Origin of the sequence: Bacteroides sp. AF32-8BH, from assembly GCF_003435205.1 — a bacterium.
Taxonomy (GTDB): Bacteria; Bacteroidota; Bacteroidia; order Bacteroidales; family Bacteroidaceae; genus Bacteroides; species Bacteroides ovatus.
This window is the reverse complement of sequence record NZ_QVLZ01000021.1, coordinates 25,834-44,240: the sequence shown is the minus strand read 5'-3', so window position 1 is coordinate 44,240 and position 18,407 is coordinate 25,834. Positions and strand designations below refer to the sequence as shown.

The window sequence follows — 18,407 nt, the reverse complement described above, 5'->3', positions numbered from 1 at the left end:
TACATGAATTTATTCGTCTGACAGCTGTTTCTTTTTCGTCTGACAATTGTCAGACGAAAGAACAACAATTGCCAGACGAAAGTTCAACAACTGTCAGACGAATAAATCTATATATGATGAATATTAAATCATCGCATATTACCAATTAAATCTTAGAAGAACTAAGATTAGTTCATTCCAGTACCGAAAGGAGCTAAAACCTGTTCACCACCCCATGATAAAATAACGAATAATAGCCCATAGTTACTAATCCTCTGCCATTCTCTGCTTATTTTGTTGGGCAAACTCTGTAGGAGTAACTCCGAATTGCTTCTGAAATATCTTTGCGAAGTAAGAAGGCGACTGGAAACCTACTCTGTCAGAGATTTCGTTGATGCGCAATTCTCCCTCCTGCAATAGTTCTGCCGCACGTTTTAATCGGATGATACGGATAAAGTCGAGTGAAGAAAGATCGGTCAGCGCCTTAATCTTACGATGCAGGCTGGAGCGGGACATATTCATGGCTGCAGCCAATGCTTCCACATTATAATTGGCGTCGGAAAGATTCTCACGCACTTTGGCTATCAGTTGGGACATCAGTTGTTCATCAGCCCGTGACATCGCACCCCCTTGCGGAGTACAAGCTCCGTAAGTGATCTGATTAATAAACATCTCATGCGTACGATGGGATTCACGCTCACGCGCCAGTTCTGCCAATAATTGCTGCTCACGGATCTTTTGTACTTCCCGGCGGCGATAGGCGCGAAGAGTCAAGACAAAGCTGCCGGACACTACAATGATATAGATAAGGTAAGCCCACACTGTACGCCACCAAGGTGGAAGAATACGCACTGATAAAGTAGCTTCTTCCTGATTCCAGACACCATTATTATTACTGCCCCGCACACGGAACAGGTAGTCTCCCGGCGGGAGCTGGGCATAAGACGCTGTATGCACATCAGATGTATAATTCCAGTCATTATCTATCCCTTCCATTTTGTAGGCATAGCGATTTGCACCCGGTGAGGTATAACTTAAAGCAACAAAATCAAAGCTGACGTTAGAACGGTAAGGCAGTTGCACACCATCCGCCGTGAAAGGAGTTTCACGTCCCTGCACGTACATTCCGGTGATATAGACTGGAGGCACAAAAGTATTCGGGTGGACAATTTGTGGATTAAAAGAGACCAATCCATTGATAGTTCCCATCCAAATAGTACCATCAGAGGCAGCCAAGGCCGATTTATAGTTAAACTGGTTATCAGGTAACCCGTCATTTCGGTTGAAAACTTGCAGGCTGTCTGTTTCCGGATAAAGACAAACCAGTCCACGGTCTGTTCCGAACCAGATACGATGTTGCCGGTCTTCCACGACTTTATATGTTACGTTGTCCGGAAGCCCGTCCGCTTTGGTGTATGTCCTGAATCTTCCGGTTTCGGGGTTAAAACGCAACAATCCACCCCGGTCTGTAGAAAACCAGATAAAGCCTTTACTATCCTCCGAAATACCTGTCACTTCATTCGTTCCGATAGAAGTGCTGTCCCCCGGTATACATTTATAGCTGACCATCTGATCTGTCTGCGGATGATACCGGAATATTCCACTACCCATCGTTGCCACCCATATATTGCCGGATTTATCTTCGAGAATATCACGCATATAAGCATACCCGAATTGCTCCATTTTCTCAAAAGTCTGTCCTTTGTCGGCCGAACGGAAGATGTTCCAGCCATCACCCAACCAGATTGCTCCCCCACGATCGCGGTAAAGGGCAAACACGGAACCTTCACTGATACCAAGTTGTGCGGGATAGAACGTCTGAACCTGATCTTGAGGAACAATCAGGTCGATGCCCCCTTTAAAGTAACCTGCGCCAACCAAATCATCCGAAGCGAACAGGCTTAATACATTCTGACGGTCAGGCGACTGGGGAATTTTAGTGAAAGTCTGTGTTCCCGGATTCCAGTAGCAAACACCGCCATCCTGTGTACTAACCCACACCACTCCGTCTTTTCCTTCCGCCAATTCACTGATGCGTCGTCCGCTGACTGTACCGGGCGCTCCCGGAAGATAAACCGAAAAATCGAGCGTACGTACAGGCAGATAGCTGGCTCCTCCAAATTGCGTACAGATCCAGGTTCCCCCTTCACGATCACGATAAATCTTATCGACGATAGCATCTCCAAGCCCATACTTCCCTCCGGCATCGGCAGGAATATGTTGCACACTGTTGTGTTTCTCATTAATCACATAAACGCCATTCTGCGTACCCACCCACAGCTCGTCTCCGAAGCAAACAGCGTAGCGAATAATTTTTCGATGTACTTCGGGCGCAGGGAATATACTCACTTCTCCGGTCTTTTTGTTGAACCGTTTCAGTTCCTCTTCATGCACTCCGACAATCAGTTCATCTCCATAATCGCACAGAGTAAAGATGAAATCCCCTTTAAGTGCTTCTGTTGCATAGGGCACAAACTTATCCTGCTCCGGACTGTAACGGTAAATTCCCGCTCCATACGTACCCACCCAGACCGTACCTTCTTTATCTACACAGATAGACTGCGGAAAGTCCTTGCTTTTATCCTTACTGGGACAGGGAATATAGCGGAACAGTTTACCCGTCTCCACCTGATAGCGGAAAACTCCCTGATTCGGTGCATTCACCCAGATATTTCCTGAATGATCTGCCAGAATATCTTCAATCCAGTTGTATCTGATTTGCTCTCCGCTCTCTGTGCGGGCATCAAAGAACGAAAACTTCCCGGTAGCAAGCTCTTGAATATAAACACCATCATCCGTACCTACCCATAATTGACGGTGATTATCCTCAAAAAGAGCGGATATGACCTGATTGCCATGCTGCAAAGTTTCGTCATAGCAGTTATAAAGCTTCATCGACACGCCGTCATAACGATTAAGACCGTTGCGCGTACCCAGCCAGATAAAACCGTAACTATCTTGAATAATGGACTTGACATGACTGTTCGAAAGACCGCTTCCTCCATCTACACGGATAAAGTTATACTGTCCCGTCGCGGCAAAATCCGGAAGGAAAAAACAAATAGAAAGGAGAAAAAGCAGCAATTTCCTTTTCATACACAGATATTAGATAGCGACAAATATAGTTTTTTTTACGCTAAATGCATAGGAAGGATGAAACATTTGTTGCACGGATGGCAATAAATGTCGCACTGCAAAGGGCTATCGCACACTTGAAACATCTCTTGCACATCTTGACAAAAAAGAGTATAGCCACTTGTTTCTCCTCCTCCTATCTTTGCCTTCGTCAAAATGACACAACCGATGTGAACTTCCAAATCTTTAAATGAATACAAGTGATGAAAAAAGTAACCTTTAGTTGCCTTACTCTAGCAACCCTGTTGCAACTGATTCCTTCCAACGGGAATGCAGCGAACATTCAGGTGAACAAGAAAAAGACGAACCGAACCGAAATGAAGCAGGATACGATTCCTGCCAACTCTACTAAAAAAGAATCAGAAGAAGGCGAACGCAATGTGATGCTGAATGCTTCTGACGCCAACAAACCCCGCGAAATTCAAATCGGACTTCCCAGCGAGGACGTTAATGTCTATGAGAATGGACTTCCTGCCGTATATTCCTCTACCGTTCACAAACTTGCCGCTCATTGGCGTAGCGACAGCAGCCTGGGAGAAGTAGGACTTTTATCTCCTTCCGAATCGGCCATCACGACCGGTAATATTGCTTACTCCGTCAACTCATTCAGCAAACTGGGACAAAAGGATTTCCAAGGTATATTAAACTACCGCACCAATCATTTCGGTATGCAGAACTTCGACTTCAATGTTTCAGGAGCCATCAATGACCAATGGCTTTACACGGCAAGCATTTACCAGAACTTCGACCCGGGAAGTTTCGACCTGGAATATACGAACTATGCAGACCGCACAGAGATTTATCATGCCGGCCTGACCCGTCTCTTCAACAACGGACGCGGCAAAATATCTTTGCTCTACAAACACTCCCGCAGTGAAAATCCGGCCAGCTATGCCAATGCAGCTCCTTTTATCTATGTCGGCGACGGCTCGGTCAAAGAGATAGACGGTTTCAAACTGGGAACAAATTCTTATGTTCCGCAGAACGGTTCTTTCCCATACATGGACGTAAGAGACGGAAAGATGAAAACATGGAACTTGGGCAATGGTTCTGAAAACCGTGCCAATGAGATTGCATTGATCTCCGATTATCGTTTCAGGAACGATCTGCTATGGAAATTCAATCTGAAATATATGGATGCTCCACGTGCCAACTATGTCGACTTCGGAGGCAGCACCATCAGCGAAGTAACCGCCAACGATGGTTTTACGTTATCAAACGGTGATCCGTATGAGGGACTGGCAGAAGGTCGCCGCACCTGGTTGCACGTAGGCAAAGTGAAAAACTTCCTAATCACTTCCGAGCTAAACAAGACCTTTGGCAACCATGATCTGCGTCTGGGAGTGAACGAATGGCATTACCATCTTGATTATTATTCCTCTTCTCTGCAATGGATGGCCACCGTACAGAACTATCCACAGTTGCTGACTTCCACAACTACAAGTTCCCTGGACCCTACTCTGACCGGTCAACGCGTACAGACATACGGGTACAACGAACTTAGTCCCGAATATACAAAGGGATATGAGAACAAACTCGCCCTTTACTTTACAGACAACTGGCAAGTAACTCCCCAATTCAATATCTATTATGGCGGACGCCTGGAATATTACCGGATGAGTGCCGATCAAATATCCGCTTCCCGTTTCCCGGGTTTCCGCATCGGCGACTTTACCACTTATAGCAAAGAGGAAGAAACAGGAAATATCATTGCCACACAACGCAGCATTCATCCCGCCAAAGTGGTAAAGGATAAACTGAACTATGCCGCCACGCTCCGCGCCACTTACAACGTAAGCGGGCAATTCGGCCTGACTGCCGACGGAACAGTAGCCACCCGCTTCCCACGTATCAACGAATATGCCGGAACAGGTCCTACGGAAGAGCAATACAAACGTGTCACCATACCGTTAATCCGTGGCGGTTTGTTCTACAAGAACAAGTGGATCAACCTCACCTCTATGGTTACCTATATCTCTAAATCTAATAATATTGACCAGCAAAACCTGACGAAACCGGGAACGGAAGAAGGAAAGACCGTATTGCTTATTTATAATATCAAAACACTGGGATGGACCACATCTGCCGAAATCGACCCGTTCAAAGGTTTTCACCTGCACGCTCTGTTCACGTATCAGAAACCTGTTTACAAGAACTATAACGCAAGCGTCACATTCAACGATGGTTCGGAAATGTCTGTCAACGCCAATGGGATGATTGTAAAAGAGATTCCGCAGATTCTTGTCGAACTCGACCCAAGCTATAATATCACGAAGGACTTACGCCTTTGGCTTAGTTTCCGCTATTTCGGCAAGACTTACGCCAATCTCCAGGAAGCCCTCTATTTCAACGGTCGCTGGGAAACTTTCGGGGGGATCAACTGGAATGTAAACAAGCATCTTTCTTTAGGGGCAACAGTCATCAACTTCCTGAATCAGAAGGGGGCCAGCGGAACCATCAACGGTTCGGAACTGATTACCAAAGAAGAAGCTGCCCAGTATGCAGGCAACTATATGAGTGGAAATTATTTACGCCCATTTACCGTAGAATTTAGCGCAAGCATTAAATTCTAGTTCATTCCTGACGAATTATAATTATCTTTGCGGCATTCTATGCCCACAAACTAACTAATACCTAATTAATTATTAAAAAACCATGAAGAAACTTTTCGTATTACTTATGGCATTGTTTACCCTGACGCAAGTGGACGCCCAGGAAAAGAACGTTATCCGCATCGCAACGGACAACACAGACTTAATTCTCCAAGTAGCTCCTAACGGACGACTCTATCAGGCTTATCTGGGCGATAAGTTACTGAACGAGAAAGACATCAACAACTTTTCTCCTTACGTAAAAGGAGGAAGTGACGGTAGCGTATCCACCCGCGGATGGGAAGTATATCCGGGCTCCGGCGCCGAAGATTATTTTGAACCGGCTGTAGCTATCACGCACAATGACGGGAACCCGAGTACGATTCTCCGCTATATATCCTCCGAGCAGAAGGCAGTGGCGGGCGGAACGGAAACGATTATTCAACTAAAAGATAATCAGTATCCGGTAGAAGTCACACTGCATTACATCGCTTATCCGAAAGAAAACGTCATCAAGACGTGGAGCGAAATCAAACATGCTGAAAAGAAGCCTGTGACCTTATGGCGTTATGCTTCCACCATGCTTTATTTCTCCGGAAACGAATATTACCTGACAGAATTCAGTAGCGATTGGGCAAAAGAAGCACAAATGAGCACACAGCCTCTGTTGTTCGGTAAAAAGGTGATCGACACCAAACTGGGAAGCCGTGCTGCCATGCACACCCACCCGTTCTTTGAGCTTGGTTTTGAACAACCGACACAGGAAGCGCAGGGACGTGCCATGCTAGGTACTATCGGATGGACAGGAAACTTCCAGTTCACTTTCGAAGTGGACAACGTAGGTAACCTCCGTGTAATCCCCGCCATCAATCCTTATGCATCTGATTATGAACTGAAGCCGAATGAAGTGTTTACAACTCCTGAATTCATCTTTACTTTCAGCAACAACGGTACGGGCGAAGCCAGCCGCAACCTTCACGCATGGGCACGCAACTATCAGCTGAAAGACGGACAAGGCGACCGTATGACTTTATTAAACAACTGGGAAAATACTTACTTCAAATTCAATGAGGAACTGCTTGCCGAACTGATGAAGGAAGCTAAACATCTTGGTGTAGATATGTTCCTGCTGGATGACGGCTGGTTTGGCAACAAGCACCCACGCAACAGTGACAATGCCGGACTGGGTGACTGGGAAGTGATGAGATCCAAACTGCCGGGCGGTATTCCTGCCCTTGTACAGTCTGCCAAAGAAGCCGGAGTGAAATTTGGTATCTGGATTGAACCGGAAATGGTTAACCCTAAAAGTGAGTTGTTCGAAAAACATCCCGACTGGGCTATCCAACTGCCTAACCGCGAAACATATTATTACCGTAATCAGCTGGTACTCGATCTTAGCAATCCGAAAGTACAGGACTTTGTATATGGTGTAGTGGATAAGATCCTGACAGAGAATCCGGAAGTGGCTTTCTTTAAATGGGACTGTAACTCTCCAATTACAAATGTTTATTCTCCATATTTAAAAAATAAACAGGGACAGCTTTATATCGACCATGTACGTGGTATATACAATGTATTGAAACGTATCAAAGACAAATATCCAAACGTGCCAATGATGCTCTGCTCCGGCGGTGGCGCCCGTTGCGACTACGAAGCTCTGAAATATTACACAGAATTCTGGTGCAGCGACAACACAGACCCGATAGAACGTCTGTTTATCCAGTGGGGATTCTCACAAATCTTCCCGGCAAAAGCCATGTGTGCACACGTAACCAGCTGGAACAAGAACACAAGCGTGAAGTTCCGTACGGATGTGGCAAGTATGTGCAAACTGGGCTTTGACCTTGGACTGAAGGAACTGAATGCAGACGAACAGACTTACTGCCAGAATGCAGTTGCCAACTGGACGCGTCTGAAAAAAGTGATTCTGGACGGCGATCAATACAGATTGGTTTCTCCCTACGATGGCAATCACATGTCTCTCATGTATGCCTCACCGGATAAGAACAAAGCTGTGCTTTATACCTACGATATCCACCCACGTTTCGGTGAGAAACTGCTCCCGGTAAAACTTCAGGGACTGGATGCGAAGAAAATGTATAAGGTGAAAGAAATCAACCTGATGCCGAATTCCAAATCGAATCTGGCTGCCAATGAGAAAACTTATTCAGGAGATTATCTGATGAAAGTGGGAATCAATGCTTTCACAACAAATCAGGCTTTCAGCCGCGTAATTGAGCTGACTGCTGAATAAAAAGGAAGGAAATAATCGATAAAAAAGGGGGATTCGCTGTTATCAGCGTTTCCCCTTTCTTTTTACATACAATAATATTCAATTCATCTTCAATCGCAACAGCTGTTTCAATGGTTACAACTATTCTATTAGACGGAGGAAGTCTCTAAAAAAGTTGCAGCTACACCGTAACTTTTTACGATATAGCTGCATTAATGTTAAAGAGAGAGAATTTATATAATATAAGCATGGTCTCACGACCCTCCTGATATTCAATGAACATTTTGTTTCTTTACCTATTAGACGCACGAAAGCTCAAATCACTGCACTCGAGGCCCTCTTTTTTTAGTTAAAGAATAAAAAAAGCCGCTACTCCACAGGAATAGCAGCTCATATCTTTAAAACATCTTGCTGACACGTTCAATTCCTGCCACCAAAGTGTCTATTTCCGATTTGGTATTGTACATGGCAAACGAAGCACGTACAGTTCCTTCTATGCCAAGACGTTGCATGAGAGGTTGTGCACAATGATGCCCTGTTCTCACGGCAATACCTAGACGATCCAGCAACGTGCCGAGGTCGAAATGATGGATATCTCCCACCAGGAAAGAAATGACCGCTCCCCGTTCGGCTGCTTCACCAAATATACGTATATGGGGGATTTCTTTCAGACGTTGCAAAGCGTAAGTTGTCAGTTCATGCTCATGGGCGGCTATCTGTTCAATGCCATGTCCGTTCACATAATCAAGGGCTTTTGCCAGTCCGGTAGTTCCGATATAGTCGGGCGTACCGGCTTCAAACTTGAAAGGAAGTTCATTAAAAGTGGTCTTCTCGAAAGAGACATGCTGAATCATCTCTCCTCCTCCCTGATAAGGTGGAAGGCGATCTAACCATTCTTCTTTTCCATAAAGTACTCCGACACCTGTCGGACCATATATCTTATGGGCGGAGAATACCAGAAAATCGGCATCCAACTCCTGTACATCCACTTTCATGTGAGGAATAGACTGTGCAGCATCTATCAGGCAAGGTACACCATGCGCATGAGCTGTTGCGATCATCTCCTTCACCGGATTCACTGTACCCAGTACGTTCGATACATGAACTACGCTGACTATTTTCGTGCGTTCGGAAAATAGTTTTTCATATTCATCCAGCAGAAGTTCGCCTTTATCATTCATCGGGATGACTTTTATGGCAATTCCTTTACGGGCAGCCAACAGTTGCCAGGGAACGATGTTGCTATGATGTTCCATCACGGAAACAATCACTTCATCCCCTTCTTCCATAAACTCGTCGCCGAAGCTGGAAACAAGCAGGTTGATACTTTCTGTTGTTCCGCGTGTAAAGACAACTTCATTCGTGCTATGGGCATTGATAAACTCACGTACCGTTTCACGGGAAGCTTCATGCAGTTCCGTAGCTTGCTGGGAAAGATAATGTACGCCGCGATGCACATTGGCATTGACGGAATAATATTCATCCACCAACGCATCAACCACCAGACGGGGTTTCTGTGTTGTCGCACCGTTGTCGAAATAAACCAAAGGTTTACCGTAAACCGTACGGCTCAATATCGGAAAATCTTCACGTATCTTTTGAATATCCACGTTCATTATTTTTTAGTGGTTACTTACAAATGGCACAACCCTGACATCTATTCAACTCGCCACGGAAACGTTTCTCTACTAATAGATGCAAACGATCTTTCAGCGCTTCCAAACGAATGGTATCGATCACTTCGTTGACAAATGCGAACATCAACAGCAGACGGGCTTCTTTCTCTGCAATACCGCGCGAACGCATGTAGAATAATGCGCCTTCATCCAACTGGCCTACTGTTGCTCCATGCGAACATTTCACATCATCCGCATAAATCTCCAATTGAGGTTGTGTATACATTCTTGCATCACGCGTAGCACAAAGATTCCGGTTAGTCTGTTGGGAATTCGTATGTTGTGCATCGGGGCGCACGAGTACCAATCCGGCAAACGCACCTACCGACTGGTCGTCGAGCACATACTTGAACAGCTCATTGCTGGTACAGTTCGGTACGGCATGGTCAATACTTGTATGATTGTCTACGTGCTGGTTTTTATCGGCAATCGCCATACCACAAAGGTTTATTTCGGCTCCTTCTCCTGCCAGCAACACTTCGGTCGTGTTGCGGGTAGTACCATTATGCAAAGTCATTCCGTTGAGCAATACATTGCTGTTGGCCTCTTGCTTTACATACAGGTTACTGATACGAACTGTGCTTGTATGTGTTTCTTCCAGTTCATACATATCGAATACCGCATTCTCACCAGCAAATACTTCAATAACTTGTGTCGCCAGGAAGTTCACATTATCCATTGCATGGTCACAAATCAGCAAACGGGCTTGCGCGCCATCCTCCAGGATAATCAGTACGCGACGGTTCACCATAAAGTTAACATCTGCACGCAGGATATTTACCAACTGGATTGTTTTTTCCACCACCACATTCTTCGGCACATAAAAGACAACGCCATCTTGTGCAAAAGCGGTATTGAAAGCAGTCACACCATCTTTAGAGGTATCTGCCAGTTGACCGTAATATTTCTTCACCAATTCCGGGTGTTGCTCGGCCACTTCTTTCAGGCTACCGAAAATCACACCTTCCGGCAGATTTCCTGTGGGAAGCGCTCTATTATAAAATGTGTCATTTACCACAAAATACAAGGAGGTACTCATATTCGGCACATCACACTTAAACACTTCATACGGATTGACCGGAATAGCCAAACGATTCAAGTTCAAACCGAAATCCGGTTCAAAGTACTTGCTCACATCCGTATATTTGTACTTCTCCATCTTACGGGTCGGAAATCCGAGTCGCTCAAAATCGGCAAATGCTGACGCACGAGGTGCATTCAGCACTTCGGCACTATGCTTACAGATCATCGCTTCCGTCTGTGAGAAAAGTTCTATATATTGTTGTTCAACCATCATCGTTTTATATTTGTCATTCTCCTACTTCTTTCTTGATCCAATCGTATCCTTTTTCTTCCAGTTCCAGAGCAAGTTCCGGTCCGGCAGTTTTTACGATACGACCTTTATAAAGGACATGCACAATATCAGGCTTGATATAATCGAGCAAACGTTGGTAGTGGGTAATAACGATTGTACTTGTTTCAGGAGTTTTCAACTTGTTCACCCCTTCCGCAACAATACGGAGCGCATCAATATCCAAACCGGAGTCTGTCTCGTCGAGGATGCTCAAACGCGGTTCTAGCATAGCCATCTGGAAAATCTCGTTCCGTTTCTTCTCACCACCGGAAAAGCCTTCATTCACCGAACGGTTAGCCAGTTTATTATCCAACTCTACCACCGCACGTTTCTCACGCATTAGTTTCAGAAACTCACTGGCTGTCAGTGCAGGCAGACCTTTATATTTACGTTGCTCATTCACAGCAGCACGCATAAAGTTCACCATGCTCACACCCGGGATTTCCACCGGATACTGGAAACTAAGGAAGATTCCTTCATGGCTACGATCTTCGGGGCTCAACTCCAACAGATCCTTTCCATAAAAAGTGACCGAACCTTTTGTTACCTCAAAAGCCGGATTACCCACCAATACGGAGGAAAGCGTACTTTTACCGGAACCATTCGGTCCCATAATAGCGTGCACCTCACCGGGATTCACCGTCAGGTTAATACCTTTCAATATCTCTTTGCCATTAATGCTGGCATGCAGGTCTTTTATTTCTAACATGATTATATTTACGATTTTACGATTTACTATTAAAAAGTCAACATCACCCCACGCTTCCTTCCAATGAGATGGTAAGCAGCTTCTGTGCTTCTACCGCAAACTCCATCGGAAGTTTATTCAACACTTCCTTTGCATATCCGTTCACAATAAGTCCGATAGCATCTTCTGTCGGAATACCGCGCTGGTTGCAATAAAATATCTGGTCTTCACTAATCTTGCTTGTCGTAGCTTCATGTTCTACCACTGCCGTCTCATTGTGAATATCCATATACGGGAAGGTATGTGCACCACACTTATCTCCCAGCAACAGAGAGTCACACTGGCTATAATTACGGGCATTATCCGCTTTCTCGGCCACGCGTACCAACCCACGATAGGAGTTCTCACTATGTCCGGCAGAAATGCCTTTACTTACAATCGTACTACGAGTGTTCTTACCCAGATGAATCATCTTCGTTCCGGTATCTGCCTGCTGATAGTTGTTCGTTACAGCTACGGAATAGAATTCAGCGGTCGAGTTATCGCCCGTCAGGATACAGGAAGGATATTTCCAGGTGATTGCCGAACCGGTTTCCACTTGTGTCCAGGATAATTTACTGTCCACTCCTTTACAGTTACCGCGTTTAGTCACAAAGTTGTATACACCGCCCTTGCCTTCTGCATCTCCCGGATACCAGTTCTGAACGGTACTGTATTTTACCTCTGCACGGTCATGCACAATGATCTCAACGATAGCGGCATGCAGCTGATTTTCATCCCGCATCGGAGCCGTACATCCTTCCAGATAAGAAACATACGAATCATCATCCGCTACAATCAGCGTACGCTCAAACTGTCCCGTGTTACGGGCATTGATACGGAAATAAGTGGAAAGCTCCATCGGGCAACGTACTCCTTTCGGAATATACACGAAAGAGCCGTCAGAGAACACTGCGGAATTCAACGCTGCAAAGAAATTGTCCCGATAACCTACTACCGAGCCCATATATTTCTTCACCAAATCCGGATGCTCCCGCACGGCTTCACTGAACGAGCAGAATATAATTCCTTTCTCCATCAGCGTTTCCTTGAAGGTAGTCTTTACGGAAACAGAGTCCATAACGGCATCCACTGCCATTCCACTAAGAGCCATTTGCTCTTCCAAAGGAATTCCCAGTTTATTAAACGTCTTTATCAGTTCAGGATCGACTTCCTCCATGCTCTTCGGTCCTTCTTTCTTCTTTGTCGGATCGGCATAATAAGAAATCGCCTGATAATCAATTTCAGGGATACGGAGATGTGCCCAGGTAGGCATTTCCAGCGTCAGCCAATGGCGATACGCTTTCAGTCGAAACTCCAGCAACCACTCCGGTTCGTCCTTTTTCGATGAAATCAGACGAATGACATCTTCATTAAGTCCACGCTCAATGATGTCCGTATGCACCTCTGTGGTGAAACCGTATTTATATTTCTCCTCCGCAAATTTCCGGACAAACTCATTATCAGTCTTCTTTTCAAGTTCGTCTTTCTGATTGGGTTTCATTTTATTGGGTTCTTGTTGCATCTTTATCTTTATTCTCTAATATATATTGTTGCGTCATATTCTTCGCAGCAGGGAAAAAGATCCCCGCAAACGTTTCCATCGGATAATATAACAAAGATTCTTCCTTTTTTGTTGCACTAATTAACTTATTATCGCTGTCCACAAACTCTATCGCACCAATCACTACACTCGTTAACAACAGAAACTTAAGTGCTCCCAGCCCACTTCCTAACCAGCGATTCAACCAGTTCAACGAAATAGCCTGCATTGCTTTTGTCAATAGCGAGGCAATCAATACAAAGATCAATGGTACGGCAATCCAGATCATGATAAAAGCCAACACTTGCGCAACTGTCATTGAATCCGTCACTGTCGGGCAAAGCTTTTCCGCCAAAGAAGCATACAGAGCTTTCGCTGCCAACAGACCGACTATTAACCCCAAAATAGAAGCCAACTGACGAATGAAGCCTTTTACAAAACCTACAATCGCTCCGGCGCCTATTACAATAAGGATAATTATATCAATCGTTGCCACGTTTATTATGTTATAAGCTATAAACCAATAAGTCGTATATAAGCTGATTATAATGAGAAGGTGCCGAATGATAAAAAATAAGGTGGTAAGGTGGTGTTCTGCAAACAGTACCACATTACCACCTCTTTATCAATCATGACCTCTGCTATATTATAACATTATAATACACTTATAACCTTACTATATTTACAGCGTCTGTTTCACTTCTATTTCTTCGAATGTCTCGATCATATCGCCTACCTTCATGTCGTTGCAGTTCACCAGACTGATACCACACTCGAAGTTTGTACCTACTTCCTTCACATCGTCCTTGAAGCGTTTCAATGCGTTGATGTTTCCGGTAAAGATTACGATACCATCGCGGATCAAACGAGCCTTGTCGCTGCGTTTCACCTTTCCGGTCTTCACCATTGCTCCGGCTACAAGACCGACTTTCGTAATATTGAATACTTCGCGGATTTCGATGGTTGCAGTAATCTGTTCCTTTACTTCCGGAGCCAACATACCTTCCATAGCAGCCTTTACCTCTTCGATTGCATCGTAGATGACAGAATACTTACGGATGTCAACACCCTCTTGGTCGGCCATCTTACCGGCAGCACCCGAAGGACGTACCTGGAATCCGACAATAATCGCATCCGAAGCAGCAGCCAGAGAAACATCAGATTCAGAAATTGCTCCCACACCCTTATGGATAACATTTACCTGAATTTGTTCCGTAGACAACTTAATCAACGAATCGCTCAACGCTTCCACAGAACCATCCACGTCACCCTTAACGATGATGTTCAATTCCTGGAAGTTACCCAAAGCAATACGACGACCCAATTCATCCAATGTAAGGATCTTCTGCGTACGCAAACCTTGTTCACGAGCCAGCTGCTCACGTTTATTAGTGATCTCACGAGCTTCCTGATCGCTTTCGACTACATGGAATGTGTCACCTGCGGCAGGAGCACCATTCAATCCCAGAATCAATGCCGGTTCGGAAGGTCCTGCTTCCTTGACGCGTTGGTTACGTTCGTTGAACATAGCCTTCACACGTCCGTAGCTGGTTCCCGCCAATACGATGTCTCCTACTTTCAAAGTACCGTTAGATACCAATACAGTAGCTACATATCCGCGTCCCTTATCCAGTGAAGATTCGATGATGGAACCCGTAGCATTACGGTTCGGATTTGCCTTCAGGTCGAGCATTTCCGCTTCGAGCAATACTTTTTCCAGCAAGTCTTCCACACCCATACCTTTCTTGGCAGAGATATCTTGTGACTGATATTTACCACCCCATTCTTCAACAAGGTAATTCATTGCAGCCAGTTCTTCTTTAATCTTATCCGGATTTGCAGTCGGTTTATCTACCTTATTGATTGCAAATACAATAGGTACACCGGCAGCCATCGCGTGATTGATCGCTTCTTTCGTCTGTGGCATCACGTTATCATCGGCAGCCACAATAATGATAGCAATATCCGTTACTTTGGCACCACGTGCACGCATAGCGGTAAACGCTTCGTGACCCGGAGTATCGAGGAATGTAATACGACGACCGTCTTCCAATTGCACGTTATAAGCACCGATATGCTGGGTAATACCTCCGGCCTCACCGGCAATTACATTCGCCTTACGGATATAGTCAAGCAAAGAAGTCTTACCGTGGTCAACGTGTCCCATCACCGTTACAATCGGAGCGCGCGGTTGCAAATCTTCCGGAGCATCTTCTTCTTCAACGATAGCTTGTGCCACTTCCGCACTTACATATTCAGTCTTGAATCCGAATTCTTCAGCCACCAGATTGATGGTTTCAGCATCCAAACGCTGGTTGATGGAAACCATGATACCAATACTCATACAAGTAGCGATAACCTGGTTAACAGAAACATCCATCATCGTTGCCAATTCGTTAGCCGTAACGAACTCGGTCAACTTCAATACCTTGCTGTCTGCCATTTCCTGATCTTCCAGTTCCTGCATACGGTTGGAAGCCATTTCACGTTTCTCTTTACGGTATTTGGACGTTTTATTCTTACCTTTGGTTGTCAGACGTGCAAGGGTTTCTTTTACCTGTTTTGCTACGTCTTCCTCGCTCACTTCCTGTTTGATAACCGGTTTCTTGAAGCGATCTTTATTGTTGTTATTTCTTCTGTTGTTATTTCCCTGTCCGTTGGCCTGGCCACCCTGACCGTTACTATTGCCGCCTTTACCCTGTACATTAGGTCTTGGAGCAGCAAAGTTGGAAGTTGCAACATTGTTAACGTCCACCTTCTCTTTATTGATACGGTTACGTTTCTTCTTGTTAGCAGCCGCTTCCGCACTGTCCTTAGGTCCGCTCTTCGCCAATTTAGAATCATCCTTACGGATTTCCTTGATGATAGCTTCCTTCATCAACTTCTTCTGATCCTGACGGATTTTTTCCTTTTCTTCACGTTCGCGACGTTTCTCTTCCTTCGATTTCTTCTTGGGACGAGTAGACTGATTCAATGCAGCCAAGTCGATCTGACCGATCACATTAATCTTTGCGCCTAATTCCGGTTGACGGATTTTGAAAACACCATCATCCTCCGGAGCCTTTTCCGCTACCGGGGTTACTTCAGCCTGTGCAGTTTCCACCTTTTCTTCTTCTTTATGTTCTTCCGCCTTCACAGGTGCAGCTACTACTACCTTCGGCTCTTCTTTTTTCACTTCTTCTACTACTTTTTCAACTTCTACCGGCTTCGTCTCCACTACAGGTTCCGGCACTACTACGGGTTCAACCACCACTGGAGTAGGCTCTACTACAGAAACAGGAGGTGTCACCACCTCTTCCTCCTTCACCTCGGGTTCTCTCTTCTCGGGCTCCTTTTTCACTTCGGGTTTAACGACAGGCCGTTCCACAACCGGTTCTTCCTGTTTCTGTTCCGGTTCTTTCTCTACCTTTTCAGGTTTACGACCGTTCAATTTATCCAAATCTATTTTTCCGACAGGTTTAAACTTCGGACGTGCATCCTCAGGTACGACTGTCTTAATCACATCTTCCGACTTCGGCTTTTCGGGCTGCTTTTCGAAGCCCTCAATCGATACCGACGCCTTATTACGTTCCTTATTCTGACGTTCCTGTATGAAACGCTCCGATTCAAGTCTAAGGTTCTTATCTGTACTAAACTCCTTTACGAGTATAGCGTATTGCTCCTCGCTAATTTTAGTATTAGGATTAGCCTCAACGGTATGCCCTTTCTTTTGCAGGAACTCAACTACCGTCGCGATTCCTACGTTCAAATCTCTTGTAACTTTGTTTAACCTTATCGTCATATTTTAAAATTAATGAATAAATGGAGCTTGTTTAATTGAAAATTGAGAATTAAGAAATAAAAGTCTGCTGCATTATATTGTATCGCAACTTTTAATCTTTAATTTCATCTTTATTTTCAATTGAAGGATCTTCTTCTTCAAACTCCGATTTCAAAATGCGTATTACCTCGTCCACTGTCTCTTCTTCCAAGTCCGTCTTTTCAATCAACATCTCACGAGGAGCATTCAACACAGCCTTCGCTGTATCGATGCCGATAGCTTTGATAGCGTCGATCACCCATCCGTCGATTTCGTCTCTAAACTCGTCGAGATAGATATCTTCGTCAGCTACATTCTCATCCAACTCACGGAACACGTCGATAGTGTACTCAGTTAACATACTGGCCAGTTTGATATTCAAACCGCCTTTACCGATAGCCAGCGAAACTTCTTCCGGTTTGAGGAATACCTCTGCTTTCTTCTCTTCCTCGTTCAGACGAATAGAAGAAATCTTAGCCGGGCTTAAAGCGCGCTGTATAAACAATGAGATGTTCGATGTATAATTGATTACGTCGATGTTCTCATTGCGAAGTTCACGAACAATGCCATGAATACGACTTCCCTTTACACCTACACAGGCTCCTACAGGGTCGATTCTGTCATCGTAAGATTCCACCGCGATCTTGGCACGTTCGCCGGGGATACGGGCAATCTTCTTGATGGTAATCAAACCATCATTAATTTCGGGTACTTCCATCTCGAACAGGCGTTGCAGGAAAACGGGAGAAGTACGTGACAAGATAATCTTAGGATTATTATTCTTGTTATCCACGCGAGCAACTACTGCACGGGCCGTTTCACCTTTACGATAAAAGTCGCTCGGAATTTGTTCGGTCTTAGGTAACAGCAATTCGTTTCCTTCATCGTCTAAAAGCAACATCTCTTTTTTCCAGATCTGATATACTTCTGCATTGATGATAGTACCTACCTTATCTATATATTTATTATAAATACTGTCTTTTTCGAGTTCCAGAATCTTGGAAGCCAGTGTCTGGCGAAGATTCAGGATCGCACGACGTCCGAACTTGGCAAAGATAACCTCGTCAGTCACCTCTTCACCTTCTTCGTAAGAAGCATCAATTTTCTGTGCTTCGCTCAACGAAATCTGCATATTCGGGTTAGTCAAATCTTCATCGGCCACAACTTCACGGTTACGCCATATCTCGAAGTCACCCTTGTCCGGGTTCACGATTACGTCGTAATTTTCATCGGTGCCAAACATTTTCGCGATTACGCTACGGAACGACTCTTCGAGTACGCTAACCATTGTCGTTCTATCGATATTCTTCAGTTCCTTAAATTCCGAAAATGTATCAATCAAGCTGATTGTTTCTTCTTTTTTGGCCATA

The 18,407-nt window shown here is 44.9% G+C and carries 10 protein-coding genes; 2 read left to right on the top strand and 8 right to left on the bottom strand.

The window, feature by feature from the left end:
• Positions 1-246 precede the first annotated feature (246 nt).
• A complete protein-coding gene (locus DWZ47_RS15985) occupies positions 247-3,075 on the bottom strand; it encodes a two-component regulator propeller domain-containing protein (protein WP_004324371.1) in 2,829 nt (942 codons plus the stop codon).
• A 242-nt stretch (positions 3,076-3,317) separates the two neighbouring features.
• On the opposite strand from DWZ47_RS15985, the gene DWZ47_RS15980 reads away from it, so the two are divergent.
• On the top strand, positions 3,318-5,687 hold the full coding sequence (locus DWZ47_RS15980) for a TonB-dependent receptor (RefSeq protein WP_117513755.1): 2,370 nt from the start codon (positions 3,318-3,320) through the stop codon (positions 5,685-5,687).
• 82 nt (positions 5,688-5,769) lie between these two features.
• Positions 5,770-7,959, top strand: coding sequence for an alpha-galactosidase (locus tag DWZ47_RS15975; protein ID WP_117513753.1), 2,190 nt, complete (start codon positions 5,770-5,772; stop codon positions 7,957-7,959).
• Between the two features lie 377 nt (positions 7,960-8,336).
• On the opposite strand, the gene DWZ47_RS15970 is transcribed toward DWZ47_RS15975, so the two are convergent.
• From DWZ47_RS15970 to nusA, 7 genes are all read right to left on the bottom strand, one after another.
• Positions 8,337-9,548: an aminotransferase class V-fold PLP-dependent enzyme gene (locus DWZ47_RS15970; protein ID WP_008776065.1), complete on the bottom strand. Its 1,212-nt coding sequence runs from the start codon at positions 9,546-9,548 to the stop codon at positions 8,337-8,339.
• A 19-nt stretch (positions 9,549-9,567) separates the two neighbouring features.
• Positions 9,568-10,911, bottom strand: a complete 1,344-nt coding sequence (gene sufD, locus DWZ47_RS15965) for a Fe-S cluster assembly protein SufD (protein ID WP_004298250.1) — start codon at positions 10,909-10,911, stop codon at positions 9,568-9,570.
• A 13-nt stretch (positions 10,912-10,924) separates the two neighbouring features.
• Complete coding sequence (gene sufC, locus DWZ47_RS15960) at positions 10,925-11,677, bottom strand: Fe-S cluster assembly ATPase SufC (RefSeq protein ID WP_004298251.1); 753 nt, start codon at positions 11,675-11,677, stop codon at positions 10,925-10,927.
• 43 nt (positions 11,678-11,720) lie between these two features.
• Entirely contained in the window at positions 11,721-13,199 is a 1,479-nt protein-coding gene (gene sufB, locus DWZ47_RS15955; RefSeq protein ID WP_004307399.1) for a Fe-S cluster assembly protein SufB, read from the bottom strand.
• 1 nt (position 13,200) lies between these two features.
• Positions 13,201-13,734 carry a CvpA family protein gene (locus DWZ47_RS15950; protein ID WP_008776068.1) on the bottom strand — a complete coding sequence of 178 codons (534 nt, stop codon included), beginning with the start codon at positions 13,732-13,734 and terminating at the stop codon, positions 13,201-13,203.
• 186 nt (positions 13,735-13,920) lie between these two features.
• On the bottom strand, positions 13,921-17,019 hold the full coding sequence (gene infB, locus DWZ47_RS15945) for a translation initiation factor IF-2 (RefSeq protein WP_008776069.1): 3,099 nt from the start codon (positions 17,017-17,019) through the stop codon (positions 13,921-13,923).
• 91 nt (positions 17,020-17,110) lie between these two features.
• Complete coding sequence (gene nusA / locus DWZ47_RS15940; RefSeq protein WP_004298255.1) at positions 17,111-18,406, bottom strand: transcription termination factor NusA; 1,296 nt, start codon at positions 18,404-18,406, stop codon at positions 17,111-17,113.
• Position 18,407 lies beyond the last annotated feature (1 nt).

Coding starts and splice junctions, on each gene's coding strand:
- DWZ47_RS15980 (WP_117513755.1), top strand. CDS start 3,318: ATGAAAAAAGTAACCTTTAGTTGCCTTACTCTAGCAACCCTGTTGCAA.
- infB (WP_008776069.1), bottom strand. CDS start 17,019: ATGACGATAAGGTTAAACAAAGTTACAAGAGATTTGAACGTAGGAATC.
- sufC (WP_004298251.1), bottom strand. CDS start 11,677: ATGTTAGAAATAAAAGACCTGCATGCCAGCATTAATGGCAAAGAGATA.
- sufD (WP_004298250.1), bottom strand. CDS start 10,911: ATGATGGTTGAACAACAATATATAGAACTTTTCTCACAGACGGAAGCG.
- sufB (WP_004307399.1), bottom strand. CDS start 13,199: ATGAAACCCAATCAGAAAGACGAACTTGAAAAGAAGACTGATAATGAG.
- DWZ47_RS15985 (WP_004324371.1), bottom strand. CDS start 3,075: ATGAAAAGGAAATTGCTGCTTTTTCTCCTTTCTATTTGTTTTTTCCTT.
- DWZ47_RS15975 (WP_117513753.1), top strand. CDS start 5,770: ATGAAGAAACTTTTCGTATTACTTATGGCATTGTTTACCCTGACGCAA.
- nusA (WP_004298255.1), bottom strand. CDS start 18,406: ATGGCCAAAAAAGAAGAAACAATCAGCTTGATTGATACATTTTCGGAA.